Consider the following 18,747-nt stretch of genomic DNA (forward strand, 5'->3'; position numbering starts at 1 on the left):
TCACCCGGTCTGACGGCGTTGGGCGGAGTCTTGAGCGGCCACGACCGCGTCCCCGTGGACCGCGGCCCACTCCCCCATCGCCTGAATCGGCCCGACCAACGCACCACCCGCCTCCGTCAACGCATAGTCCACTCGCGGTGGAGCCTCCGCGTAGCGGCGCCGGTTCACCAGGCCGTTGCCTTCGAGCCTCCGCAGGGCCTCGTTCAGGACCTTGGCGCTGACTCCGCCGATGCGCGCCCGCAGCTCGACCGGCCGCATGGGGCCGTTCTCACCGAGGACGTACACGATCACGCTGTCCCAGCGGTTGGCCAGCACGTCGAAGGCAATCCGCGCGCGGCAGTCCGATGCGAACACGTCGCCGCCCAGCTCCGCTGTCAACCGATCCGCTTCCATGACCCCATCTTCCCTGCCCGTTACCTACCGTTCGGTGCCCATCGCGCTCTCTAGTCTCCGAAGCGAGGCGGCAACGAGCCGCACCGCAAGCGACATTCGGGAGCAAGCATGCAGCTCGGGATTCTCGGCACCGGCGCCATGGCCGCCGCTCTCGCCGGCGCCTGGGTCCGCGCCGGTCACGAAGTCCTCGTCGGCGGACGCGACCCGCACGCGTCCGCCTCCGTCGCCCGGGTGGTCGGCGCCGTCGGCGGCGGGTTGGCCGACGCGGCGACGTTCGGCGACGCCGTCTTGATCGCCCTTCCCGCCGCGGCCGCCCCGGACGTGGTCGGCGCCCTGGCCGCCGACCTGTCCGGACGGACGCTGCTGGACTGCACCGTCCCGATGGCGTCCGGCCCCACCGGTCCCCTGGCGACAACCAGCGGCCCCGGGGATTCCGTCGCGTCTCGCCTCGCCGCGGCCGCGCCGGAATCCCGGGTGGCGAAGGTCTTCGGCGTCTGCCACGAGAGCATCTGGACGCTGCCACGGCCGTCCTTCGAGGGGGCACCCCTGGCTGTGCCATTCTGCAGCGACCACCCCCAAACCGATTCACTGGTAACCGGCTTGGTCACCTCGATGCACTGCCGTCCGATCCCCTGCGGCGGCCTCGACCGGGCCGGCCTCCTGGAAGCCGCCGCGATCTTCGCGATCGGTGTCTGGTGGTCCGGGGGCGAAGCCCGCCACGCCTTCCCGTCCCCCGCGCTGGCCCCGGGAGCGGTGGACGACGCCCCGGAGGCGTAGCGCGGGACGAGGCCTACAACGCCTCGACCCTCCGCAACAGCCCCATCCCCGTGCGGTCCACCGACCGTGCCGTGTTGCTCAGCACGACGACTCCGGCGCGCCGCTTCGGGACGAAGCCGACCCAGGACACGAAGCCGCCTGTCTGGCCGTTGTGCCAGTACAGGCGCTTCGTGTCGGAGCCCTTCTGCTGCATGCTCATCCAGCCGAGGTGGACGTGGTGGTGGGTGGCCAGCTCGAACTGTCGCGAGCGGGCGAGGCGCAGGGCGTCCGCGAAGGCCTGGTCGGCGACGGCCTTGAGGTCGAGGTGGACGCGGACGAAGGCCAGCAGGTCCTGGGCGGTCGCATGCAGGCCGCCGGCGCCCGCCAGCGATGCCATGTCCCACGCCGATGTCGGCTTGCGGCGCTTCGTGTGGCCCGCGGCCAGGCGTGCGGCGTGTGCGGGCGGCACGGCGACCGACGTGTCCGACAACCCCAGCGGCACGGTGATCTCCCGTGCCACGAGTTCGTCGTACGGGAGCCCGGCCCGCCGGGCGAGCGCGATGCCCAACAGGCCCGCGCCGAGGTTCGAGTACGCAAAGCGCGTGCCCGGCCGCGCCGCGAGCTTGGTCCGGGCGAGCGTTCCCAGGACGTAGTCCTCCGTGCAGTCGGCGTACGGGTCCTCGCGGTTCCGCCCCACCAGCACCGACTTGAGCAGCCCTTTCGGCAGCCGCGGCAGCCCCGACGTGTGGGTGGCGAGGTGCCACAGCCGGATCGGTTCGCCGTCGCGCGACGGTATCGGCGTCCCGGCCGGCAGCAGGTCGGCGACGGGTTCTTCGACGTCGACGACGCCCGCTACGGCGAGTCGGGCCAGGGTCAGTGCCGTGAACACCTTGGTCACCGAGCCGACTTCGAAGAGTGTGTCGCCGGAAGGCGGTTGGCCCGCCGAAGCTCCGGTGGCCGCCATGGCGCCGACGCCACGTATCTCCACCCGGTCGCCGGACATCGCCGCGACCACCGCTCCGACGTGTTTGGCCGCCAGCGCGTCGGCGGCCTCGTGCACAACCCTGCCTAGGTCTGTCATGCCGGTCAATCATGGCCGACGCTTCGGCGGCCCGTGGCACCGGCGCCAAATCCGGTGCGGCCCCGTGTCGGGAGTGGTCATCATGACCGTGATACCGAGGGTCGCGCCGTGCCGCCGGACGCGTTTCGGGTGCGCCGACCCCCGCCGACACCCCCGATGCCGCCGACACCACCGACCGGAGGGCCCGGATGCTCACGTCGCTTCTCACCTTCGCGGGCGCCGCCTGCCTGATCGCCATGGTGCCCGGCCCGAGTACGGCGGTGATCCTCCGCCGTTCGGTGCTGCACGGCCGGACGTCGGGCATGGTCACCGTGCTCGGCAACGAAGCGGGTGTGCTGCTGTGGGGGTTGGCGGCGGCGTTCGGGCTGTCCGCGGTGCTGGTCGCGTCGGAGATCGCGTACAACGTGATGCGCATCGCCGGTGCGGCGTTCCTCATCTGGATGGGCGCTCAGGCGCTGTGGCGGGCGCGCCGCGGGAACGCGGCCGACGAGGAAGCCGACGGCGGCCGGGTGTCGCATTGGCGCGCGTTCCGCCTCGGGCTGCTGACGAACGCGGCCAACCCCAAGGCCGGCGTGTTCGCTGTGTCGCTGCTCCCCCAGTTCGTGCCGTCGGGCGCGCCCGTGCTGCCGATGCTGCTGTTGTTCTCCGCGATGTGGGCGCTGATCGACTTGGTCTGGTACTTCGGGCTCGTCTGGCTGGCCGGGCGGGTCCGGGCGACGTTCCAGCGCCCGGCGGTCCGCCGCCGGATGGAGCGGGTTTCCGGAACGGTGCTGGTGGCATTGGGTGTTCGCTTGGCAGCACAGCCTTAGCCGCACAGCGCCGCCGGAGCCCCTGCCGGATTCAGCCGCCCGCCACCCGCTCGGCCAGGTCCCGGTCCAGTGCCGCCCGCACCAGCGCCGCCGCGAACGGGGCCAGGTCGCCGTCGGCCAGTTCCGCGAGGCGCTCGGGGGCGGTCGGGAGGCCGATGCGGGCCGCGCCTTCCTGGGCCTTGGCGTCGAATACCGGTCGCAGGAACGGCCACACGTCCTGGGCTTCGCGGCAGAAGATCCGGGCGCCCGTCGGGCCGATGCCGGGGAATTCGGTCAGGAGGTCTTCGACCCTGTCGCGTTGTTCGCCGGCTTCGCGGGCGAGGTTGCGCAGGTCGCCGTGGTAGCGGTCGCGGGCCAGGTCGGCGCATGCGCCGAGCCGGGTGGCGGTGCCTTCGTCGTAGCGGACGTAGTGGCCGCGGCCGAGGGCGTCGACGCGTTGCTGCCAGGTGAGTTCTGCCATGCCGTGGGGTGTCCGGCCGCCTGCGGCGAAGAGTTCGCGGGCGCCCTCGACGGCGACGGCGGCCCTGATCCGGGCGGAGACGAGGTTGCTCAGCACGAGCAGCTGCCACAGCGGGGCGGGCTTGTCGGCGGGTTTGATGCCGGCGTCGGCGGCGTAGGTGTCTCCGGCTTCGGACAACAGCAGCTGCACGCGCCGGTGTTGCTCGGTCCGGGCGGTGGTGCCGGTCATGGTCTTCCCTTCGGCCGCTCGCGGACGACGTCCGCGGGGCTCTTGTCGTCGCGCAGCCCCAGGAACTTCGGGTGCCGCAGCCGCCCGGCCCGGGTCCATTCGCCGAAGCCGACCTGGGCGACGAGGACCGGCCGCACCCACAAGGCGCGCTTCTCCTCGACGGAATCCGCGAACGGCGATGTTTCGATGCGGATTTCGTCGAGGCTGTGCCGCAGGGACGTGAGCGTCCGCGTGTCGAAGCCGGTGCCGACTTTGCCGGCGTAGCGCAGGTCTTCGCCCTCGTGATAGCCGACGAGCAACGCGCCCAGCCCGGCGCGGCTTCCGGCCGGTTCCGTGAATCCTCCGATGACGAACTCCTGGCCGCCGACGCATTTGAGTTTGAGCCAGGCGTCGGAGCGGCCGTGGGTGTAGCGGCTGTCGGCGCGCTTGGCGATGAGGCCTTCCCAGCCGCGGGAGCAGGCGTCGGCGAGGAGTTCCGGGCCACCGTGGTTGCGGTGGGTGGTGTAGCGGAGCGGGCCGTGGAAGTCGATGGCTTTGCGGAGCAGGGTTTTGCGGTCGCGCAGCGGAAGGCCGGTGGTGTCGTGGCCGTCGAGGGCGAGCAGGTCGAACAGGTAGTAAGTGACGGCGACGCCGGTGGCCAAGGCGGCGACCGGGTTGGTGAGGCCCATGCGCTGCTGGAGGAGGCCGAAGTCGGTGCGGCCCCGGTGCAGGGCGACGACTTCTCCGTCGACGGTGAAGGCGAGTCCGGTCTGCCGTTCGAGCGCGGCGACGAGTTCCGGGTAGGTGCCGTTGAGCGGGCGTCCGCTGCGGGACTCGAGCCGGACACCGCGGTCGGGGTCGTAGTCGGCCAGGACGCGGACGCCGTCGAGCTTGCGTTCGAAGATCCAGTCGTCGCCGAAGTCGCGGCGGCTGCTGAGCACGGCCAGCATCGGCTGCGCGATCATCCCCGACCGCCTCCGGAGCCGCGGCCGGGGCGGCCGCGCCGCCATCCGTGCCGGCCGACGCGGTCCGCGGCGCCGCCGTCCTCGGCGGCGACCTGGCGGAGCGTGCGGCCGGTCCGGACGGAGCGGGCGCGCAGCGGGTCGGGGGTGCCGCGGTCGTCGGCGCGGTCGTCCGCGCGTTTGACGAGCAGCCAGGCTTCGCGGCGCCCGGCGCCGCCGCGGGTGCGGGTGAGCGCGTAGCCGCCGCGGAGTTTGCGGCCGTCGAGCCAGAACGAGGCGTGGCCGTCGGCGAGGGCGTCGGCGAACGGTACTTCGCGGCCGTGGCGGTCGGTGGCAAGGCTGCGGTAGGTGCCTTCATCCCAGACGATGACGACGCCGGCGCCGTATTCGCCGTCGTCGACGACGCCCTCGAATTCCCGGTATTCGAGCGGGTGGTCTTCGGTGGGCACGGCCAGGCGCTTGTCGTGCGGGTCGCGGGAGGGTCCGCGGGGCACGGCCCAGGATTTGAGGACGCCGTCGACTTCGAGGCGGAAGTCGAAGTGCATGGCGGTGGCGTCGTGGATCTGGACGACGAAGACGGGTTCCCCGTCGGTGGCGGCGCCCGGTTCGCCGCGGGGCTCGGTGGTTCTGCCGAAATCGCGCTTGCGCCGGTAGTCCCCGAGGGCGTCGGTCGCGGCCACGGGCCCTCCTCGGATTCGGGGTGCGTCCACGCGCCTGCCGGGCGCGCCGGACAGCCCTGCCGGACGGCCGCTACCCGCCTCGTGTGCGGTCATGCGCCGACGCGGCCGTCCGGGTCAGCCGTCCCCGGGGCGGGTGTCCGGGTCAGGCGTCCGGGCGCAGCTCGTCCAGCTTCCGGCGTGCGGCGGTGAGCCGGTACCCGCGTTTCGGCGCGTCCGCCCACGGGTCGTCGGCGAGGCGTGCCGGTCGAGCGGCACGATGACGTGCAGGCCGCGGGAGCCGGCGGTCATGACGGTGGAGGCGAGTCCGAGGTCGTCGAGGAGTTCGCGGGTGGCGGCCGCGGCGGCGCGGACCGGGGCGAAGTCGTCGTCGGGCGGATCGGCCTTGGTGAGGCCGTCGTCGGGGAAGAGCACCTTGTCCGGCCGGGAGATTTCGACGGTGTGCCGTCCGGCGCGGACGGTTGCGGGTTTCTCGGCCATGGACGCCGCCCGCCTCCCCGGCCCGTCGGCAACAACGCCGACGACGACGACCACGAACACCGACAGAACACAAGCAATGGGACAGACCCGGCCCTGCTCGGGGGTTCAGGACCGGGCCTGCCGACAGCACAGTTGCCCGTTTGTGAAGGCTATTAACTGCTCCGAGCGGGTTTACTTACCAGATCTCGTTCACGTACGTGTCCGTACCGACCACGGTGCGGAAGAACGGTGCGGCCAAACGGGTGTCCGCCAGCCCGGCCGCGGCGACCGCGTCGGAGTAGGCGCGCAGCGCGGGCAGCGCGTCGCGGACGTCGCCGTGCAGGAAGAACAGCTGCACCAGTCGGCCCGCCCCGCCGGGAAGGCTGCCGAGCGGCATCGGCTGCTTGAGCCGCACCTCCTCCTCGCCCGGGGACGGCGCCCAGGCCGAGGCGATCTCGATGGACGAGTCCTTGAGCAGCGCCGGAAGGTGGTCGCGGTTCAGATCCGCCAGCAGGTCGGCCGCGGTGCGGTCGCCGCGGGCGTCGAGCCACAGCGCGACGATGCCGTCGTAGCCGTGGTCGAGGGCCAGGTCGACCGGCACCGGGTCGTCGTCCCGGTACGAGGCGCCCAGGTGGTCGAACAGCACGGTGTGGACGTGGGTGCGCTCGGCGAACCCGCGGCCGTCCCCGTACAACGCGGCCACCTGCGGGCGCGCCCAGTCGTCGAAGTGCTCCTTGTGCTTGCCCTTCTCGACCCAGTAGATGCCGACGTAGCTGCCCGCGTCGCCCGGCTCGGCGACCGCGGGGCCCGCGCCGTCCTCGGCGGCCCAGCGCAGGTCCTTCAGCTCGCGCGTGGCGACCCACCGGCTGCCCGCGAACAGGTGCGGACCGACCATGCAGCCGCCGTAGTAGTGGTCGCGCTCGTACCAGCGGTTGTACGCGCGCTCGAACCCGCGGTGCGGGTCGACGAGGGTCAGCAGCATGCTGCCGACCTTCACCGGGTAGTCGTCGACCCCGCCGACCTCGAGCGGCTGGTATGCCATGGCGCGCCTCCTGCTTGCGTGCGTCTTGCCTGCGTCCTGCATGCGTGCGTCCCCGTCTCGGGGACGCCTGGCATGCCAAACGCCGTGCTGACGCGCCCCGGCGTTCGCGAACCTAAACTGATGGGCCGTCAGTTTCAAGACGCACGGGAGGCTCCTCCGGCAACTCCTCGTCCAAGGGCTCCTCGTCCCGCGGCGGCGGCACGGCTCCTCCGGCGGTCGCGGGCACCAGCGCCTGGCGGCGGTGGCGCCGCTCCAGCCAGACCGCGAGGCCGGCGAGGACGACGGCGAGCGCCCAGGCTCCGTAGGGCCCGGCGTCCTTGATGATCCAGAAGACGAGCGCGCCGGTCGCCGCGGTGTCCGCGAGGTCCTTCTCGGAGGCCTTGGTGGTGGACAGCGCGGCGTTCGCCACCGGGAACACGTCGGCGCCCTGGACGGTCGCCACGACGCCCTTCTTGGAGTCGAGGGCGATGGTCACCCCGGTCTCGGAGTCGACGTAGCCGGTCAAGTCGGTGGACGAGGTGTAGGCGAGCGGCACCGGGTCCGGCTGCGCGGTGAGGTCTGCACCGGGCGCGAGCGCCTGCAGGGCGGCCTTGGGCAGCGCCGGGGGCAGGGCGGACTTCATCGCCGGGTCGGCGAGGGGGCCGGACGTGCGGATGCGGTAGACGTACACCGTGCGGCCTTGGCGGTGCTCGGTGCCGGAGTAGACCGCCGGGACAGTGGTCTGCGTCTCGGCGTCCCAGAAGGGGTAGTCGCGCTTCGCCGGATCGAGCGGGAAGCCCGCGCTCAGGCCGACGTGCGGTTCGGCTTGGGCGCCGCCGGGAGTAGGGCGTTCGAGCAGGTTGACGCGGTCGACCGCGTACTGGTGCTCGCTCGTCGACACGACCTGTCTCGTCGGGCCGAACACGTCGGTGTGGTCGTTGAGCACGATCGTGCCGCCGGACGTCTTGACGGCTTTGACCTTGCGGTCGGCGGTGACGGGCAGGTCGCGGATGATCGCGTGTGCGAAGTCGCCTTTCTGCATGGCAGCGGGGTCGAGGGCGGTCACGGTGCCCTGGAAGTGCATGGTGCCTTCGGCATCGTCGGGCATTTTGTGCAGTTCGTCGTAAACCGCGAACTTGCTCACCGCTCCGGTGGCGACGAGAAGTAAGGAAACGGATCCGAGGATCCAGGACGCGCGGCGCATGAGGGGCCTCCCATCGTGCTCGTGGGGAAGACCCAATCAGCCGCGCATCGGATCCCGGCCGGAATCGCGCATTCCGGCCCGCTCAGTGATCGCATGTGCTAATCGGCCATGCGGAGGGGCGGAGCGGTGTACGGTGCGCGGCGGGTATGCCGAGCGTCCCGCCGTTTCAGGCCTGGCCGGTCTCGAAGCGGGCGACCTTGCCGCCGTCGACGGTGAACTCCCAGCGCGTCCGCATGCTCCCCCACGTGTCGTTGCGGTAGTCGACGACGAGGGAGCGCCCCGAGTCGGCTTCTTCGACGACGTCCATGTGGCCGCGGGTCGTGAAGATCTCGCGGTCGGTCCACTCGGCGAGGTCGCGGTCCGAACCGTCGTCGGACATGGTGGCGCCGGGGGCGAGGAGCGCGTCGAACGCGTTCTTGTCGTGCTTGTTGACCGCGGCGACGAAGGCGCGGACGGTGGGGTCGGTCAGCTCGGCGGTGGCGATCATGGCGGTGCACTCCCGGGATTCGGCGAAAACCCCGGCCTGGGTCGTGGTGCGGCCGGGACTTTCCAGTCGAGCACGGGGGAGGTGACGCGTCATCAGGACGTGGGCCCAATGGGTGAGGCGGATGCGCGAACGGCGGCACTGTCGCCGCGAGGGCGAACGCGGGCCGCTAGGAGAGACCGAGTTCCTCGGCGGCCTTCCGCAAGACCGTTTCGATCTGGTCGGTCGGCACGACGTCGTCGGGGTCCGGGGCGGTCACCGAGCAGGGCGCGTCGGCGTGCGACAGCCTGAAGACGGTGTTCTCGCTGGTGCTGTCCACGCGCTCGGTCACCCGGAAGGGGAACGGTTCGCCGTCGACGGGGAGGTAGAACGTCGTGGTCGTGTCCGTGTCCGGGTGAACGACGAGCGGGACGACCGCGCGGCCGTCGACGGTGGTGGTTTCGCCCTTCGTGGCGTCCGTCGCGTTGTCGCGCAGGAGGTCGGCGAGGTTCGTCAGATCCGTGACGCTCGTCGTGCCGTCGGTGTCGTCGTCGTCTTCCAGGTCCATGTACTTGCCGCCCATGGCCCGCTCGATGACGGCGCGCTGGGCCTCGTCCAGCGGGCCCGAGTCGGACATCGCCTCATACACCGCGAGGTCGGCCTTCACGTAGCCGTGGCCGTCGACCATCACCAATTCGACGTGCCCGTCGGACATCGTCCCGACGAGGCGCGCGTCGGTGCCGCCGCGCATGCAGCCCGTGACGTCCAAACTGCTGCCGTCCTCGATCACGCCGCCGATCACGACGTTCAGCGAGTCGTCGCCGACCGCCTCGGCGGCGCGGCGCGCGAGTTCCGACGCGCTGTAGGCGGCGTTGCCGGAGGCGGCGGCCGAGGCGGAAGGCGACCCGGAGGCTGAGGGCGCGGCGGCGTCGCGGGCCTTCGCGGCGCTGCCGGCACCGCCGGAGCTGCCGCAGGCGGACAGAGCGGTGGCGGCGGCGAAGGCGAGGCCGGCGACGGCGGCGGCACGGGTGCGTCGGGTGATGTGGTGCATGGAGTTCTCGTCGGGAGACGTGCGCCGGGTGGTGCGCGAGCGGTACGGGGGCTGCGCGACGCTAGCGGGTCCCGAGAGGCTTTGGCAACATTTTGGTTTGTGGTGGGCGCGGCGGACGCCATGGATCGCCATGGGGCTGGTAAAGGCGATCCCCGGGTGGTTCAGAGCATCCGGTACATCACCAGCAGTCCGACGTAGCCCAGTTCCGGATGCCGGAAGCCCTCGCGGAGGTTCGCGGCGATCGCGAAGCCGAGGGATCCGTAGAGCTTCACCGCACGGGTGTTCGTCTCGACGACGGCGTTGAACTGGATCGCGCGGTAGCCCTCGGCGCGCGCCCAGTCGAGCACGTATTCGCACAACGCCCGGCCCACGCCGCGGCCTTGCGCGGCCGGGTCGACCATGAAGCTGGCGCCGGCGACGTGTGCGCCGCCGCCCATGTGGTTGCGGTTCATCTTGGCGGTGCCGAGGACCCGGCCGTCGTCGTCCAGTGCGACGACGGTGCGGCTTGGCGGCGCGAGCATCCACATGTCACGGGCGGTGGCTTCGTCGGTGTCCGGCCAGTAGGTGTAGGTGTCGCCGGCTCGGACGATGTCCCGCCAGAACGGCCAGATGAGGGGCCAGTGGGCGGGCTCGGCGGTGGTGATGCGCATGTGAGGGGTCAGTCTCCCGTGGCGCCGTCGATGCGTTCGCGGAGGAAGTCGGCGTGGCCGTTGTGGCGGGCGTACTCCTCGATCATGTGGACGTAGATCCAGCGCAGGCTCATGTCGGTCTTGCGGTAGGGGTCGTGGTAGACCTCGTCGAGGGAGCGGCCGCGGGCGGTGTCGCGGGCACGCTCGACCTCGCGGAGGAAGGTGGCGTAGTCGGCTTCCGCGTCGGCGGTGTCGATGTCGTCGAAGTCGCCGTCGAGGTTGTCGTCGTCGTAGTAGAGCCCTTCGGGTTTCTCGCTGCCGTCGAAGCGGACACGGAACCAGCTGCGCTCCACCTCGGTCAGGTGCCGGAGGAGGCCGAGGAGCGACATGCCGGAGGGTTCGACGCTGCGGATCTTGAGCTGTTCGGCGGTCAGGCCCGCGCACTTGGCGAGCAAGGTCGCGCGGTGGAAGTCGAGCCAGCCGTCGAGCATCGCGCGCTCGTCGGAGATCAGGGGGGCGTCGTGGCGGGCGGCTTCAGGCGCGGTCCAGGTCATGAGGTCATCATGCACGGGTGTCCCCCGTTTCCTCCCCTGCTTTCCCGCCGAGATCGATTCCGCGCAGTTTCTCCGGGTCGGCGATGACGTCGATGCGGACGATCAGGCCGTCCACGATGGTGAAGCCCGCGACGCCGCCCGGCCGGTCGAGGCGGCCGGCGAGGGTGCCGGCGCTGCCGTTGACGATGACCGGGGTGATCTGCGCGAGGAACTGCGGGCCCACCTCGATCATCTGCTTGGCGACCACGTCCGCGCCGACCAGCGTGGTCTCCGGCGCCGTGCGGTGCGCCGCCGCGGCGTGCGCGCCGAGGCGGTGGGCGCCGATGTCGAGTTGGAAGCGGACGTCGGGGGCGAGCGCGCCGACGAGGGCGTCGAAGTCGCCGTCCCGGGCGGCGGCCAGGAACGCGTCGACGATGCGGCGCTGCCGGACGAGGTCGGTGTCCGGCTGCGGCGCGGACCGCACCCGGCGGCGGGCCCGGCTGGCCAACTGCCGCGCGGCGGCAGGGGTGCGGGACACGATCGGGGCGATCTCGTCGAACGCCATGCCGAACACGTCGTGCAGCACGAAGGCCAGGCGTTCCGCGGGGTTGAGCGTGTCGAGGACGATCAGCAGCGCGAGCCCGATCGAGTCGGCGGCGACAGCGGCTTCCTCGGGCCCCGGCTCGTCGTGCATGCGGACGATCGGTTCGGGCAGCGACGTCCCGGGATAGTCCTCACGGCGGCTGCGGCGGGTGCGCAGCATGTCGAGGCTGATGCGGCCGACGACGGTGGTGAGCCAGGCCCGCAGGTTGACCACGTCGGCCCGGTCCGCGCGGGTGACGCGCAGCCACGCCTCCTGCACGGCGTCGTCGGCGTCGCTGCGCGAGCCGAGCATGCTGTAGGCGACCGTTCTCAGGTGGACGCGGTGCGTCTCGAACTGCTCGGCAAGCCAGACGTCGCCGGGATGCGGGCGGTCGGCGTCGGGGGCGGGTGCGGCGATGGCGTCCATACACGGTTGACGGAGATGGCGGGGTGGATGTGACAAACGCCAGGTCGGCCGGGTTGTCCACAGGGTTGCGGGGGTGGGATGACAGGAGTGGGGGTGGAGGGGAGACTCGGATGGTCGACATTCGCTGGGGAGTGAGATCCGGCGACGTCGATGGCGGAGGAGGCGGGGGAGGGCCCTTCGACGCGAGCCGAGTCCCAGAGAAGGTGGGAGGAGGGAGGGCCCGTGAGGAGCGTGATCGGGCCGTGGCCCCCCTACCTCAAAGGTCGTCGGGCATCGCCCGCCGCAGCCGCGCGAGCCACGCGTCCGCGTCGCCTGCGATCGACCGCCCGCCCAGGTCCCGGAGCCGGCGCCACGCCACGTCCCAGCCCGGTATCTGGTCGGCGGCGAACCGGCTCGGCAGCACGGCGCCGATCAGTGCGGGAGTGAGGCCGTCCGGGTAGGCCTCGGCGAGCACGACCGCGTCGTAGAGGTCCTTGGCCTGGGCGAGTCCGTCGTGCTCTTGGTCGGCGTCCAGCCAGCGCAGTTTCCATGCCAGGGACAGGCCGGGGCCGGCAGCGGGCACGTCGATCGGCTCGCCGGCGGTGCGGCGCGGCACGCGGGCGGCGACCGGGGGTTCCGGCATGACCTCGTCGGCGGCGAAGTCGATTTGGAGGGTGCCCTCGTCGTCGGGTCGTCCGACGGCTTCCCAGTGGATCCGCACGCGAATGCCGGAATCGTCGCCGTAGGCCTCGTCGTCGAGGTCGGAGAACCAGTCGAGCGAGGCGTTCTCGAGGTCGAGGTCCAGTCCGGGGGGCTCCGGCTGTTCGTCGAGGTGCCGCAGCAGGTCGACGACGGGCATGTGGACACCGCCGTCGGCCGAGGGGGCGACGACGAAGTCGAGGTCGCCGGGCACGCGGGCCCGGTCGCCGACCCAGGCGGGCATCGCCGCGCTGCCGCGCAGCACCAGGTCGTCGCGCCACGGCGAGGCGGCTATGCCCGCGAGGACGTGGTCGAAGACCAGGGAGTCGAGGTCGTTCATCGGCCGCGCACCGCCGGGAGGATCATCGCGACCAGGACTTCCGGGGCCTGCTCTGCCGTCAACTGGCCGCTGTTGACGTCCTCGGCGGCCGCGTGCATGAGGCTGTAGACGGCGCTGAGCAGCCACGTGGTGGGCAGGTCGCTGCGGAAGTCGCCTTCGTCGCGGCCGCGTTCGATGAGCTGCTCGACGTGGGCGAGGGCGCGTTCGTGGTGGCGGCGCATGTCGGCGGGCGGGAGTTCGGCGTGTGCGACGGCGAACAGGCGGCGGTGCCGGTCGAGTACGCGCCAGCTGGTGCGGACGAGCCGGTCCAGCGCCTCCGCCGCGCTGCCCTCGCGGGGCGCGGCGGCTTCGATGGCCGCGGAGGCTTCGTCGACCGCGCGTTCGAGCACCGCCCCGAGCACGGCTTCGCGGGACGCGAAGTGCGTGTAGAGGGTGACGCGCCCGACGCCCGCGGCGCGGGCGAGTTCGGCCATGGTGAGCTGCGGGTGGTCGGCAAGGCCGGCTTGCGCGGCGTCGAGGATCGCTTCGATGCTGCGCTCGGCGTCGGCCCGGCGCCGGGGTCCGCCCCCGGCACCGCCCGCGCGGGATTCGGTACGTGCCACAGCCGGTCAGCCTAGAACGTCACACCGACGCCGGCCGGGAGGGGGCGCGGGCGGTTCGCCGACTTGAACCTCACACCAATGTGAGGTCCTAGGTTGCGAAGACGCCGCGCGAGCGGACGCTCCGCACCCGGAAGGTAATCCCCCATGCCTGCCCTCACTCCCTCCCCCGTCGTCCACCTCGACGGCCGTCGGGCAACCGCGGACGAGCTGGCTCCGCTGGCCTTCGCCGGTCACGCGCACTTCACGGCGATGCAGGTACGCGGCGGTCGGGTGCGCGGTCTGGATCTGCATCTCGCCCGCCTCCGCAACGCTTCGCTCGAACTGTACGGCCGGGTTCTGCCGGACGACCTGGTCCGCGCCCACCTGCGCACCGCCCTCGCCGAAGCCCCACCGGACGTCTCGCTGACCGCGACCGTCCACGAGCCCGTCGGCGAGTTCACCGCCGCGGACGACGGCGGGCTGCGTGTCCTGGTCCGGACGGGACCGCCCTCCGACGGCCCGGCGGGTCCGCTCGCGCTCGCGGTGGTCGGGTACGAGCGGGTCCTGCCGCATCTCAAGCACGTCGGCGAGGTCGCCAAGACGTACTACCTGCGCCGCGCCGTCGCGGACGGGTTCGACGACGCGGCGTTCGTCGACCGGCACGGCCGGTTCGGCGAGGCGTCGATCTGGAACCTGGCGTTCTGGGACGGCACGTCGGTGGTGTGGCCGCGGGCACCAATGCTCGGCGGGACGACGATGGGCATCGTGCGCCGCCGCCTCGCCGAGCTGGGGGTGCCGCAGGAGGACCGGGTACTGACGGCGGCCGAACTGCCCGGGCTGTCGGGCGCGGCGGTGCTGAACTCCTGGACGCCGGGTGTGCCGGTGCGCCGCATCGGAGACACGGCCTTCCGCGACGCACCCGAGTTCCTCGACGCCCTGCACCGCGCGTTCGCCTCCGAGCCGGCCGAAGCTCCGTAGTTCCCCGTCCGCATGACGTGACCGGCCGTCGGTGCTCCGCCCGTTCTAGTGCGCGAACATCGGCCGGTCCGTCTCCGGCGGTGGTCCGCCCGGCAGCAGCAGTCCGGCGAGTACCGCCATCGTGCCCGCGGCGGCGGCCGCCGCGACGAAGGCGGTGCCGATTCCACCGGTCGGCATCGGCATGGCCCGGGCGTCGAGGCTGGACGCCGCCGCGGTCGACATGAGGGCGATGCCGAGGGTCGCGCCGAATTCGTGGCCGGTGTTGACCAGACCGGACGCGACCCCGGCATCGTCCGGGGCGACATAGGCGAGCGCCGTGGTCGTCGCCGCCACGAACGTCGCGCCCAGGCCGAGGCTTGCGACAAGGAAGCCGGGCAGGACGTTTGCCCACGCGCTGCCGTTGTCGGGGACGCGGGCGAGGAACAGCGCGCCGAGGCCCGCGAGGATGAAGCCGGCGATCGCGGCGGGGCGGCCGCCGTGCTTGGCGATGACGTGCATGGCGAGGTGGGAGCCGAGGCCGATGGCCACCGCGACGGGCAGGAAGACGAGGCCGGTGTCGAAGGCGCCGAGGCCGAGCGTGCGTTGCATGTACTGCGAGGACAGGAAGAAGAAGGACAGCAGGAGGCCGGTGGCGGCGAGCATCACGACGTTGCCGGACAGCACCGCGCGGCGGCCGTGTGCGGGGAGGCGGACGAGCGGTTCCGCGACGCTCCGTTCGATCGCCACGAACCCGGCGGCCAGGACGATGCCCGCCGCGAACGCCGCCAATGTGCCCGGGTCTCCCCAGCCTTGGTCGCCCGCGCGGACGAGTCCGTAGATGAGTGCGGCGACCGCGGCGGTCGCCGCGAGCGCGCCCGGCACGTCGATGCGGCCGCCGCTGCGCCCGATGCCGCCGTCGACGAGGAGCGGGACGGCGACGGCAAGCGCAATGCCGACCGGCACGTTGACGTAGAACGCCCACTCCCAGCCCGGTCCGTCGGTGAACGCTCCGCCGACGAGCACGCCGACGGCGGCGCCCGCACCGCCGAGCCCGGCCCAGACGCCGAGCGCCTTGTTGCGTTCCGGGCCGTGGAAGGTGGTGGTGAGGATCGACAGCGCGGCGGGCGACAGCATCGCCGCGCCGATGCCTTGCGCGGCGCGGGCGGTGATCAGGGCGGTCGCGCTGCCGGCGAGGCCGGAGCCGAGGGATCCGGCGGTGAAGACGGCCAGGCCGGTGAGGAAGACCACGCGGCGGCCGCGGGTGTCGGCGAGGCGGCCGCCGAGCAGCATCAGGCCGCCGAAGCAGAGCGTGTAGGCGGTCACCACCCACGTGGACGCGGCGCGGCCGAGGCCGAGTTCGTCGCCCATGACGGGCAGGGCGACGTTCACGACGGTGACGTCGAGGACGACCATGAACTGCGCGAGGCAGAGCACGGCGAGGACCCACCAGCGGCGGGGCGACGGGGCGGGGTGGTGCGGGTCGTCCGCCGGGTGCGGATGCCCTGTGTGGTGCCGGTGTGCGGTGTGCGCGGCAGGCGTGTCCATGCCGGAACCCCCAAGAAGTCGAACAGTAGTGTTCGATTTGAGGGTATGCCGTCGGCGGCTTGATGTCGAACACCAATGTTCGGGTTATCGAACCGACAGCTCACCTCCCCGCGACTCACTCCCTGCTTAACGGCCCTCCGCGGCCGCCGCCGCACGCAGCATCCGCTCCCCCAACGTCCGCATGTGCTCCGCAAGTTCGGGGGCGTCCTCGACGGTGAAGTCGGCGCCGAGGAGTCCGAGCCAGGCCACCAGGGACGCCGGATCGCTCGAACCCGTCGTGAACACGCACGTCTCGGCGTCCAGCGCCTCCACCGATCCGGCGAACCACGGCACCCGGGCGGCGATGTCCTCCGCGGAGGCCTGGACGACGACGCGCACCTTGGTCTGCCACGGCGCCGCCGACACGCGCTTGGACACATAGTCGGCGACGTCTTCCGACGGCAGGTCGCGCGGCGCGAACCGGGCGCCGGTCGGGGTCCGCGGGACGACCCGGTCGACGCGGAAGATCCGCCAGTCGTCGCGTTCCACGTCCCACGCGAGGAGGTACCAGCGGCGCCCCCAGTTGACCATCCGGTACGGCTCGACATTGCGGACCGTCTCGTTGCCCGCGTAATCCTGGTAACCGAACCGCAAGCGCTCGTGGTCGCGGCACGCGGCGGCGATGGCGGTGAGCACTTCGGTGTCGACGCGCGGCCCCTCCTGTCCGGGCACCGGCACGGTGTACGCGTGCAGCGCGTTCACCCTGCGGCGCAGCCGGGTCGGCAGCACCTGTTCCAGCTTGGCGAGAGCGCGCAGCGACGTTTCCTCGATGCCGGAGACGGTGCCGCCGGCCGCGGTGCGGAGGCCGACGGCGACCGCGACGGCCTCTTCGTCGTCCAGCAGCAGCGGGGGCAGGGAGGCGCCGGCGCCGAGGCGGTAGCCGCCGGCGGCGCCTCGGGTGGCGTGCACCGGGTAGCCGAGGGTGCGGAGGCGTTCGACGTCGTTGCGGACGGTGCGCGGGGTGACGTCGAGCCGGTCGGCGAGTTCGGTGCCGGTCCAGTCGCGGTGGGTCTGCAGCAGGGAGAGCAGACGCAGCAGTCGTGCAGAGGTTTCCAACATGAATGCGAGCCTGCCTTTCCTTTAGGAACGAAGCTTGCCTATTGGACTCCTAGAGTTCAAGCAGTGGAGATGAGCGGTTGCCACCGACTCCCTCCGCTTCCCTCGCCACCTCCCTGATTCCCTTGCTTGAAGGAGCACGCCTGTGAGCGCAGTCCTGGACTCCGCGGCCGTTCGGCCGGAGACGGAAACCGGTGCGCCGTCCGCCGGATCCGGTGCCGCGGAGGGCGGCCGCAAGTGGCTCGGCCTGTTCGCGATCCTGGCGGCCACGCTGATGAACCTGCTGGACGCGACGGTGGTCAACGTCGCGGCGCCGGCGATCCGGGACGACTTGGGGGCCTCGTACACCGGGCTGCAGTGGGTGGCCGCGTCGTACACGCTCACCATGGCGGTGGGGCTGCTGACCGGCGGTCGGCTGGGCGACATGTTCGGCCGCAAGCGGATGCTGCAGATCGGCGCGACGGGCTTCGTGCTGGCGTCGCTGGCGTGTGCGCTGGCGTGGAACCCGGAGGCGCTGATCGCGGCGCGCGTGGTGCAGGGGCTGTGCGGGGCGGTGATGATCCCGCAGACGTTCGGCCTGATCCGGGACCTGTTCTCGCCGCAGGAAATGGGCAAGGCGTTCGCGGCGTTCGGTCCGTGCATCGGGATCGCGACGATCCTCGGCCCGATCGTGGCGGGCACGCTGGTGGACGCGGACGTGTTCGGCACCGGGTGGCGCATGATCTTCCTGATCAACCTGCCGCTGGGCCTGTTCGCGCTGCTGGTCGGGCAGCGGGTGCTTCCGTCGGCGCGGCCGATCGCGGCGGGTTCGCGGTCGCTGGACTGGACGGGTGCACTGATCGGCGGCGTCGGGATGTTCCTGCTGGTCTACCCGCTGGTGCAGGGCCGCGAAAAGGGCTGGCCGCTGTGGATGTTCGGGATGCTGGCGGCGTCGGTGGCGGTGCTCGGGGGTTTCGCGTACCAGCAGTTGCAGCGGGCGGCTTCGGGGCGGGCGCCGCTGGTGCGGCTGAGCGTGTTCCGCAAGCGGTCGTACGCGTCGGGCGTCCTCTTCGTCATCGCGTTCTTCGGTGCGATCACCGGCTTCTCGCTGGCGGTGGGCCTGTTCCTGCAGCTCGGCATGGGCTTCAGCGCGATGCGGGCGAGCCTGACGATGGGGTCGTGGGCGATCGGCGCGTTCATCGGCTCGGCGGCGAGCGGCATGCTGATGGGCAAGCTGGGCCGGAAGATCCTGCACATCGGTCTGGCGATCATGGCCGGCGGGACCGCACTGCTCTACCTCGTCTTCGCGAACGCGTCGACGACGATGGGGAGTTGGCCGCTGGTGGCGCCGTTCCTGGTGTACGGCTTGGGCATGGGCCTGATCTTCGTCCCGCTGTTCGACATCATCATGGGCGAGATCGCGGACGAGGAGGTCGGCTCGGCGTCGGGTGCGCTGGAGTCGATGCAGCAGCTCGCGTCGGCGCTGGGTGTCGCGATCTTCGGCACGGTGTTCTTCGGCCAGGGCGGTGCACGGATGCACAGCCAGGCGGCGCTCGACGCGGTGTCGCTGACGGCACTGATCGCGCTGGGACTTACCGCGCTTGCCTTCGCCCTCGGCTTCCTGCTGCCGAAGCATGCGCGGCAGGGCGGCGGGCACTGACGGGGATGCGAGAAGCGCCGGGCGGTCGACCTTTGCGGGTCGTCCGTCCGGCGCTTCGGCGTCTATGCGCCTGTGGTCTTCGGGGGCGGGTGAGTCGTCGTCACTTGGGGGGTGGCGGCGTTGCGTGGTCTCGGGAACTGTGGGGAGGTACGGATTCGCGTGTGTCGAGGGTGTACGGAACACGTGGAACCTACGGAA

The 18,747-nt window shown here is 71.9% G+C and carries 21 protein-coding genes; 4 read left to right on the plus strand and 17 right to left on the minus strand.

Going from position 1 to position 18,747, the window contains the following annotated elements; all coding sequences use genetic code 11:
- The gene (locus tag ABEA93_RS18395) at positions 1-393 is read right to left on the minus strand and encodes a winged helix-turn-helix transcriptional regulator (RefSeq protein WP_345676674.1); all 393 of its coding nucleotides are present in this window, start codon (positions 391-393) and stop codon (positions 1-3) included.
- A 108-nt stretch (positions 394-501) separates the two neighbouring features.
- On the opposite strand from ABEA93_RS18395, the gene ABEA93_RS18400 reads away from it, so the two are divergent.
- The gene (locus tag ABEA93_RS18400) at positions 502-1,170 is read left to right on the plus strand and encodes an NADPH-dependent F420 reductase (protein WP_345676675.1); all 669 of its coding nucleotides are present in this window, start codon (positions 502-504) and stop codon (positions 1,168-1,170) included.
- A 13-nt stretch (positions 1,171-1,183) separates the two neighbouring features.
- Here the strand turns inward: ABEA93_RS18400 and ABEA93_RS18405 are convergent, their stop codons facing one another.
- Complete coding sequence (locus ABEA93_RS18405) at positions 1,184-2,230, minus strand: serine hydrolase domain-containing protein (RefSeq protein ID WP_345676676.1); 1,047 nt, start codon at positions 2,228-2,230, stop codon at positions 1,184-1,186.
- 188 nt (positions 2,231-2,418) lie between these two features.
- Between ABEA93_RS18405 and ABEA93_RS18410 the strand changes: the two genes are divergently transcribed.
- Positions 2,419-3,039 (plus strand): LysE family translocator, encoded by a 621-nt coding sequence (locus ABEA93_RS18410; protein ID WP_345676677.1) that lies wholly within the window; start codon positions 2,419-2,421, stop codon positions 3,037-3,039.
- Between the two features lie 31 nt (positions 3,040-3,070).
- Here ABEA93_RS18410 and ABEA93_RS18415 read toward each other — a convergent pair whose 3' ends face one another.
- The 13 genes from ABEA93_RS18415 to ABEA93_RS18475 all read right to left on the minus strand — a co-directional run bounded on the left by ABEA93_RS18415 (position 3,071) and on the right by ABEA93_RS18475 (position 13,334).
- Positions 3,071-3,727 (minus strand): HhH-GDP family DNA glycosylase, encoded by a 657-nt coding sequence (locus ABEA93_RS18415; protein ID WP_345676678.1) that lies wholly within the window; start codon positions 3,725-3,727, stop codon positions 3,071-3,073.
- Entirely contained in the window at positions 3,724-4,671 is a 948-nt protein-coding gene (gene ligD / locus ABEA93_RS18420) for a non-homologous end-joining DNA ligase (RefSeq protein WP_345676679.1), read from the minus strand. Before ligD (ABEA93_RS18420) ends, ABEA93_RS18415 begins: the two co-directional genes overlap by 4 nt.
- Positions 4,668-5,348 carry a DNA polymerase ligase N-terminal domain-containing protein gene (locus ABEA93_RS18425; RefSeq protein ID WP_345676680.1) on the minus strand — a complete coding sequence of 227 codons (681 nt, stop codon included), beginning with the start codon at positions 5,346-5,348 and terminating at the stop codon, positions 4,668-4,670. Before ABEA93_RS18425 ends, ligD (ABEA93_RS18420) begins: the two co-directional genes overlap by 4 nt.
- Before the next feature lie 114 nt (positions 5,349-5,462).
- Complete coding sequence (ligD, locus tag ABEA93_RS18430; protein ID WP_425584987.1) at positions 5,463-5,825, minus strand: non-homologous end-joining DNA ligase LigD; 363 nt, start codon at positions 5,823-5,825, stop codon at positions 5,463-5,465.
- 175 nt (positions 5,826-6,000) lie between these two features.
- Positions 6,001-6,846 carry a hypothetical protein gene (locus ABEA93_RS18435; RefSeq protein WP_345676681.1) on the minus strand — a complete coding sequence of 282 codons (846 nt, stop codon included), beginning with the start codon at positions 6,844-6,846 and terminating at the stop codon, positions 6,001-6,003.
- A gap of 112 nt (positions 6,847-6,958) precedes the next feature.
- Complete coding sequence (locus ABEA93_RS18440; protein WP_345676682.1) at positions 6,959-8,029, minus strand: porin PorA family protein; 1,071 nt, start codon at positions 8,027-8,029, stop codon at positions 6,959-6,961.
- Positions 8,030-8,195: 166 nt separating this feature from the next.
- Positions 8,196-8,516, minus strand: coding sequence for a nuclear transport factor 2 family protein (locus ABEA93_RS18445; RefSeq protein WP_345676683.1), 321 nt, complete (start codon positions 8,514-8,516; stop codon positions 8,196-8,198).
- Positions 8,517-8,682: 166 nt separating this feature from the next.
- Positions 8,683-9,543 carry a hypothetical protein gene (locus tag ABEA93_RS18450; protein WP_345676684.1) on the minus strand — a complete coding sequence of 287 codons (861 nt, stop codon included), beginning with the start codon at positions 9,541-9,543 and terminating at the stop codon, positions 8,683-8,685.
- Between the two features lie 161 nt (positions 9,544-9,704).
- The gene (locus ABEA93_RS18455; RefSeq protein ID WP_345676685.1) at positions 9,705-10,193 is read right to left on the minus strand and encodes a GNAT family N-acetyltransferase; all 489 of its coding nucleotides are present in this window, start codon (positions 10,191-10,193) and stop codon (positions 9,705-9,707) included.
- Positions 10,194-10,201: 8 nt separating this feature from the next.
- Positions 10,202-10,726 carry a DinB family protein gene (locus tag ABEA93_RS18460; RefSeq protein WP_345676686.1) on the minus strand — a complete coding sequence of 175 codons (525 nt, stop codon included), beginning with the start codon at positions 10,724-10,726 and terminating at the stop codon, positions 10,202-10,204.
- Between the two features lie 7 nt (positions 10,727-10,733).
- The gene (locus tag ABEA93_RS18465) at positions 10,734-11,714 is read right to left on the minus strand and encodes a sigma-70 family RNA polymerase sigma factor (RefSeq protein ID WP_345676687.1); all 981 of its coding nucleotides are present in this window, start codon (positions 11,712-11,714) and stop codon (positions 10,734-10,736) included.
- A gap of 256 nt (positions 11,715-11,970) precedes the next feature.
- Entirely contained in the window at positions 11,971-12,732 is a 762-nt protein-coding gene (locus ABEA93_RS18470) for a nucleotidyl transferase AbiEii/AbiGii toxin family protein (protein WP_345676688.1), read from the minus strand.
- A complete protein-coding gene (locus ABEA93_RS18475) occupies positions 12,729-13,334 on the minus strand; it encodes a TetR/AcrR family transcriptional regulator (RefSeq protein WP_345676689.1) in 606 nt (201 codons plus the stop codon). The genes ABEA93_RS18470 and ABEA93_RS18475 overlap by 4 nt, the downstream gene beginning before the upstream one ends.
- A 144-nt stretch (positions 13,335-13,478) precedes the next feature.
- Between ABEA93_RS18475 and ABEA93_RS18480 the strand changes: the two genes are divergently transcribed.
- Positions 13,479-14,291: an aminotransferase class IV family protein gene (locus ABEA93_RS18480; protein ID WP_345676690.1), complete on the plus strand. Its 813-nt coding sequence runs from the start codon at positions 13,479-13,481 to the stop codon at positions 14,289-14,291.
- A gap of 45 nt (positions 14,292-14,336) precedes the next feature.
- Here the strand turns inward: ABEA93_RS18480 and ABEA93_RS18485 are convergent, their stop codons facing one another.
- Both ABEA93_RS18485 and ABEA93_RS18490 read right to left on the minus strand, forming a co-directional pair.
- A complete protein-coding gene (locus ABEA93_RS18485; RefSeq protein WP_345676691.1) occupies positions 14,337-15,815 on the minus strand; it encodes an MFS transporter in 1,479 nt (492 codons plus the stop codon).
- Between the two features lie 126 nt (positions 15,816-15,941).
- On the minus strand, positions 15,942-16,913 hold the full coding sequence (locus ABEA93_RS18490) for a helix-turn-helix transcriptional regulator (RefSeq protein WP_345676692.1): 972 nt from the start codon (positions 16,911-16,913) through the stop codon (positions 15,942-15,944).
- Between the two features lie 142 nt (positions 16,914-17,055).
- On the opposite strand from ABEA93_RS18490, the gene ABEA93_RS18495 reads away from it, so the two are divergent.
- Complete coding sequence (locus tag ABEA93_RS18495) at positions 17,056-18,549, plus strand: MFS transporter (protein ID WP_345676693.1); 1,494 nt, start codon at positions 17,056-17,058, stop codon at positions 18,547-18,549.
- Positions 18,550-18,747 lie beyond the last annotated feature (198 nt).

The sequence above is a fragment of the Yinghuangia aomiensis genome, assembly GCF_039542225.1.
GTDB lineage: Bacteria > Actinomycetota > Actinomycetes > Streptomycetales > Streptomycetaceae > Yinghuangia > Yinghuangia aomiensis.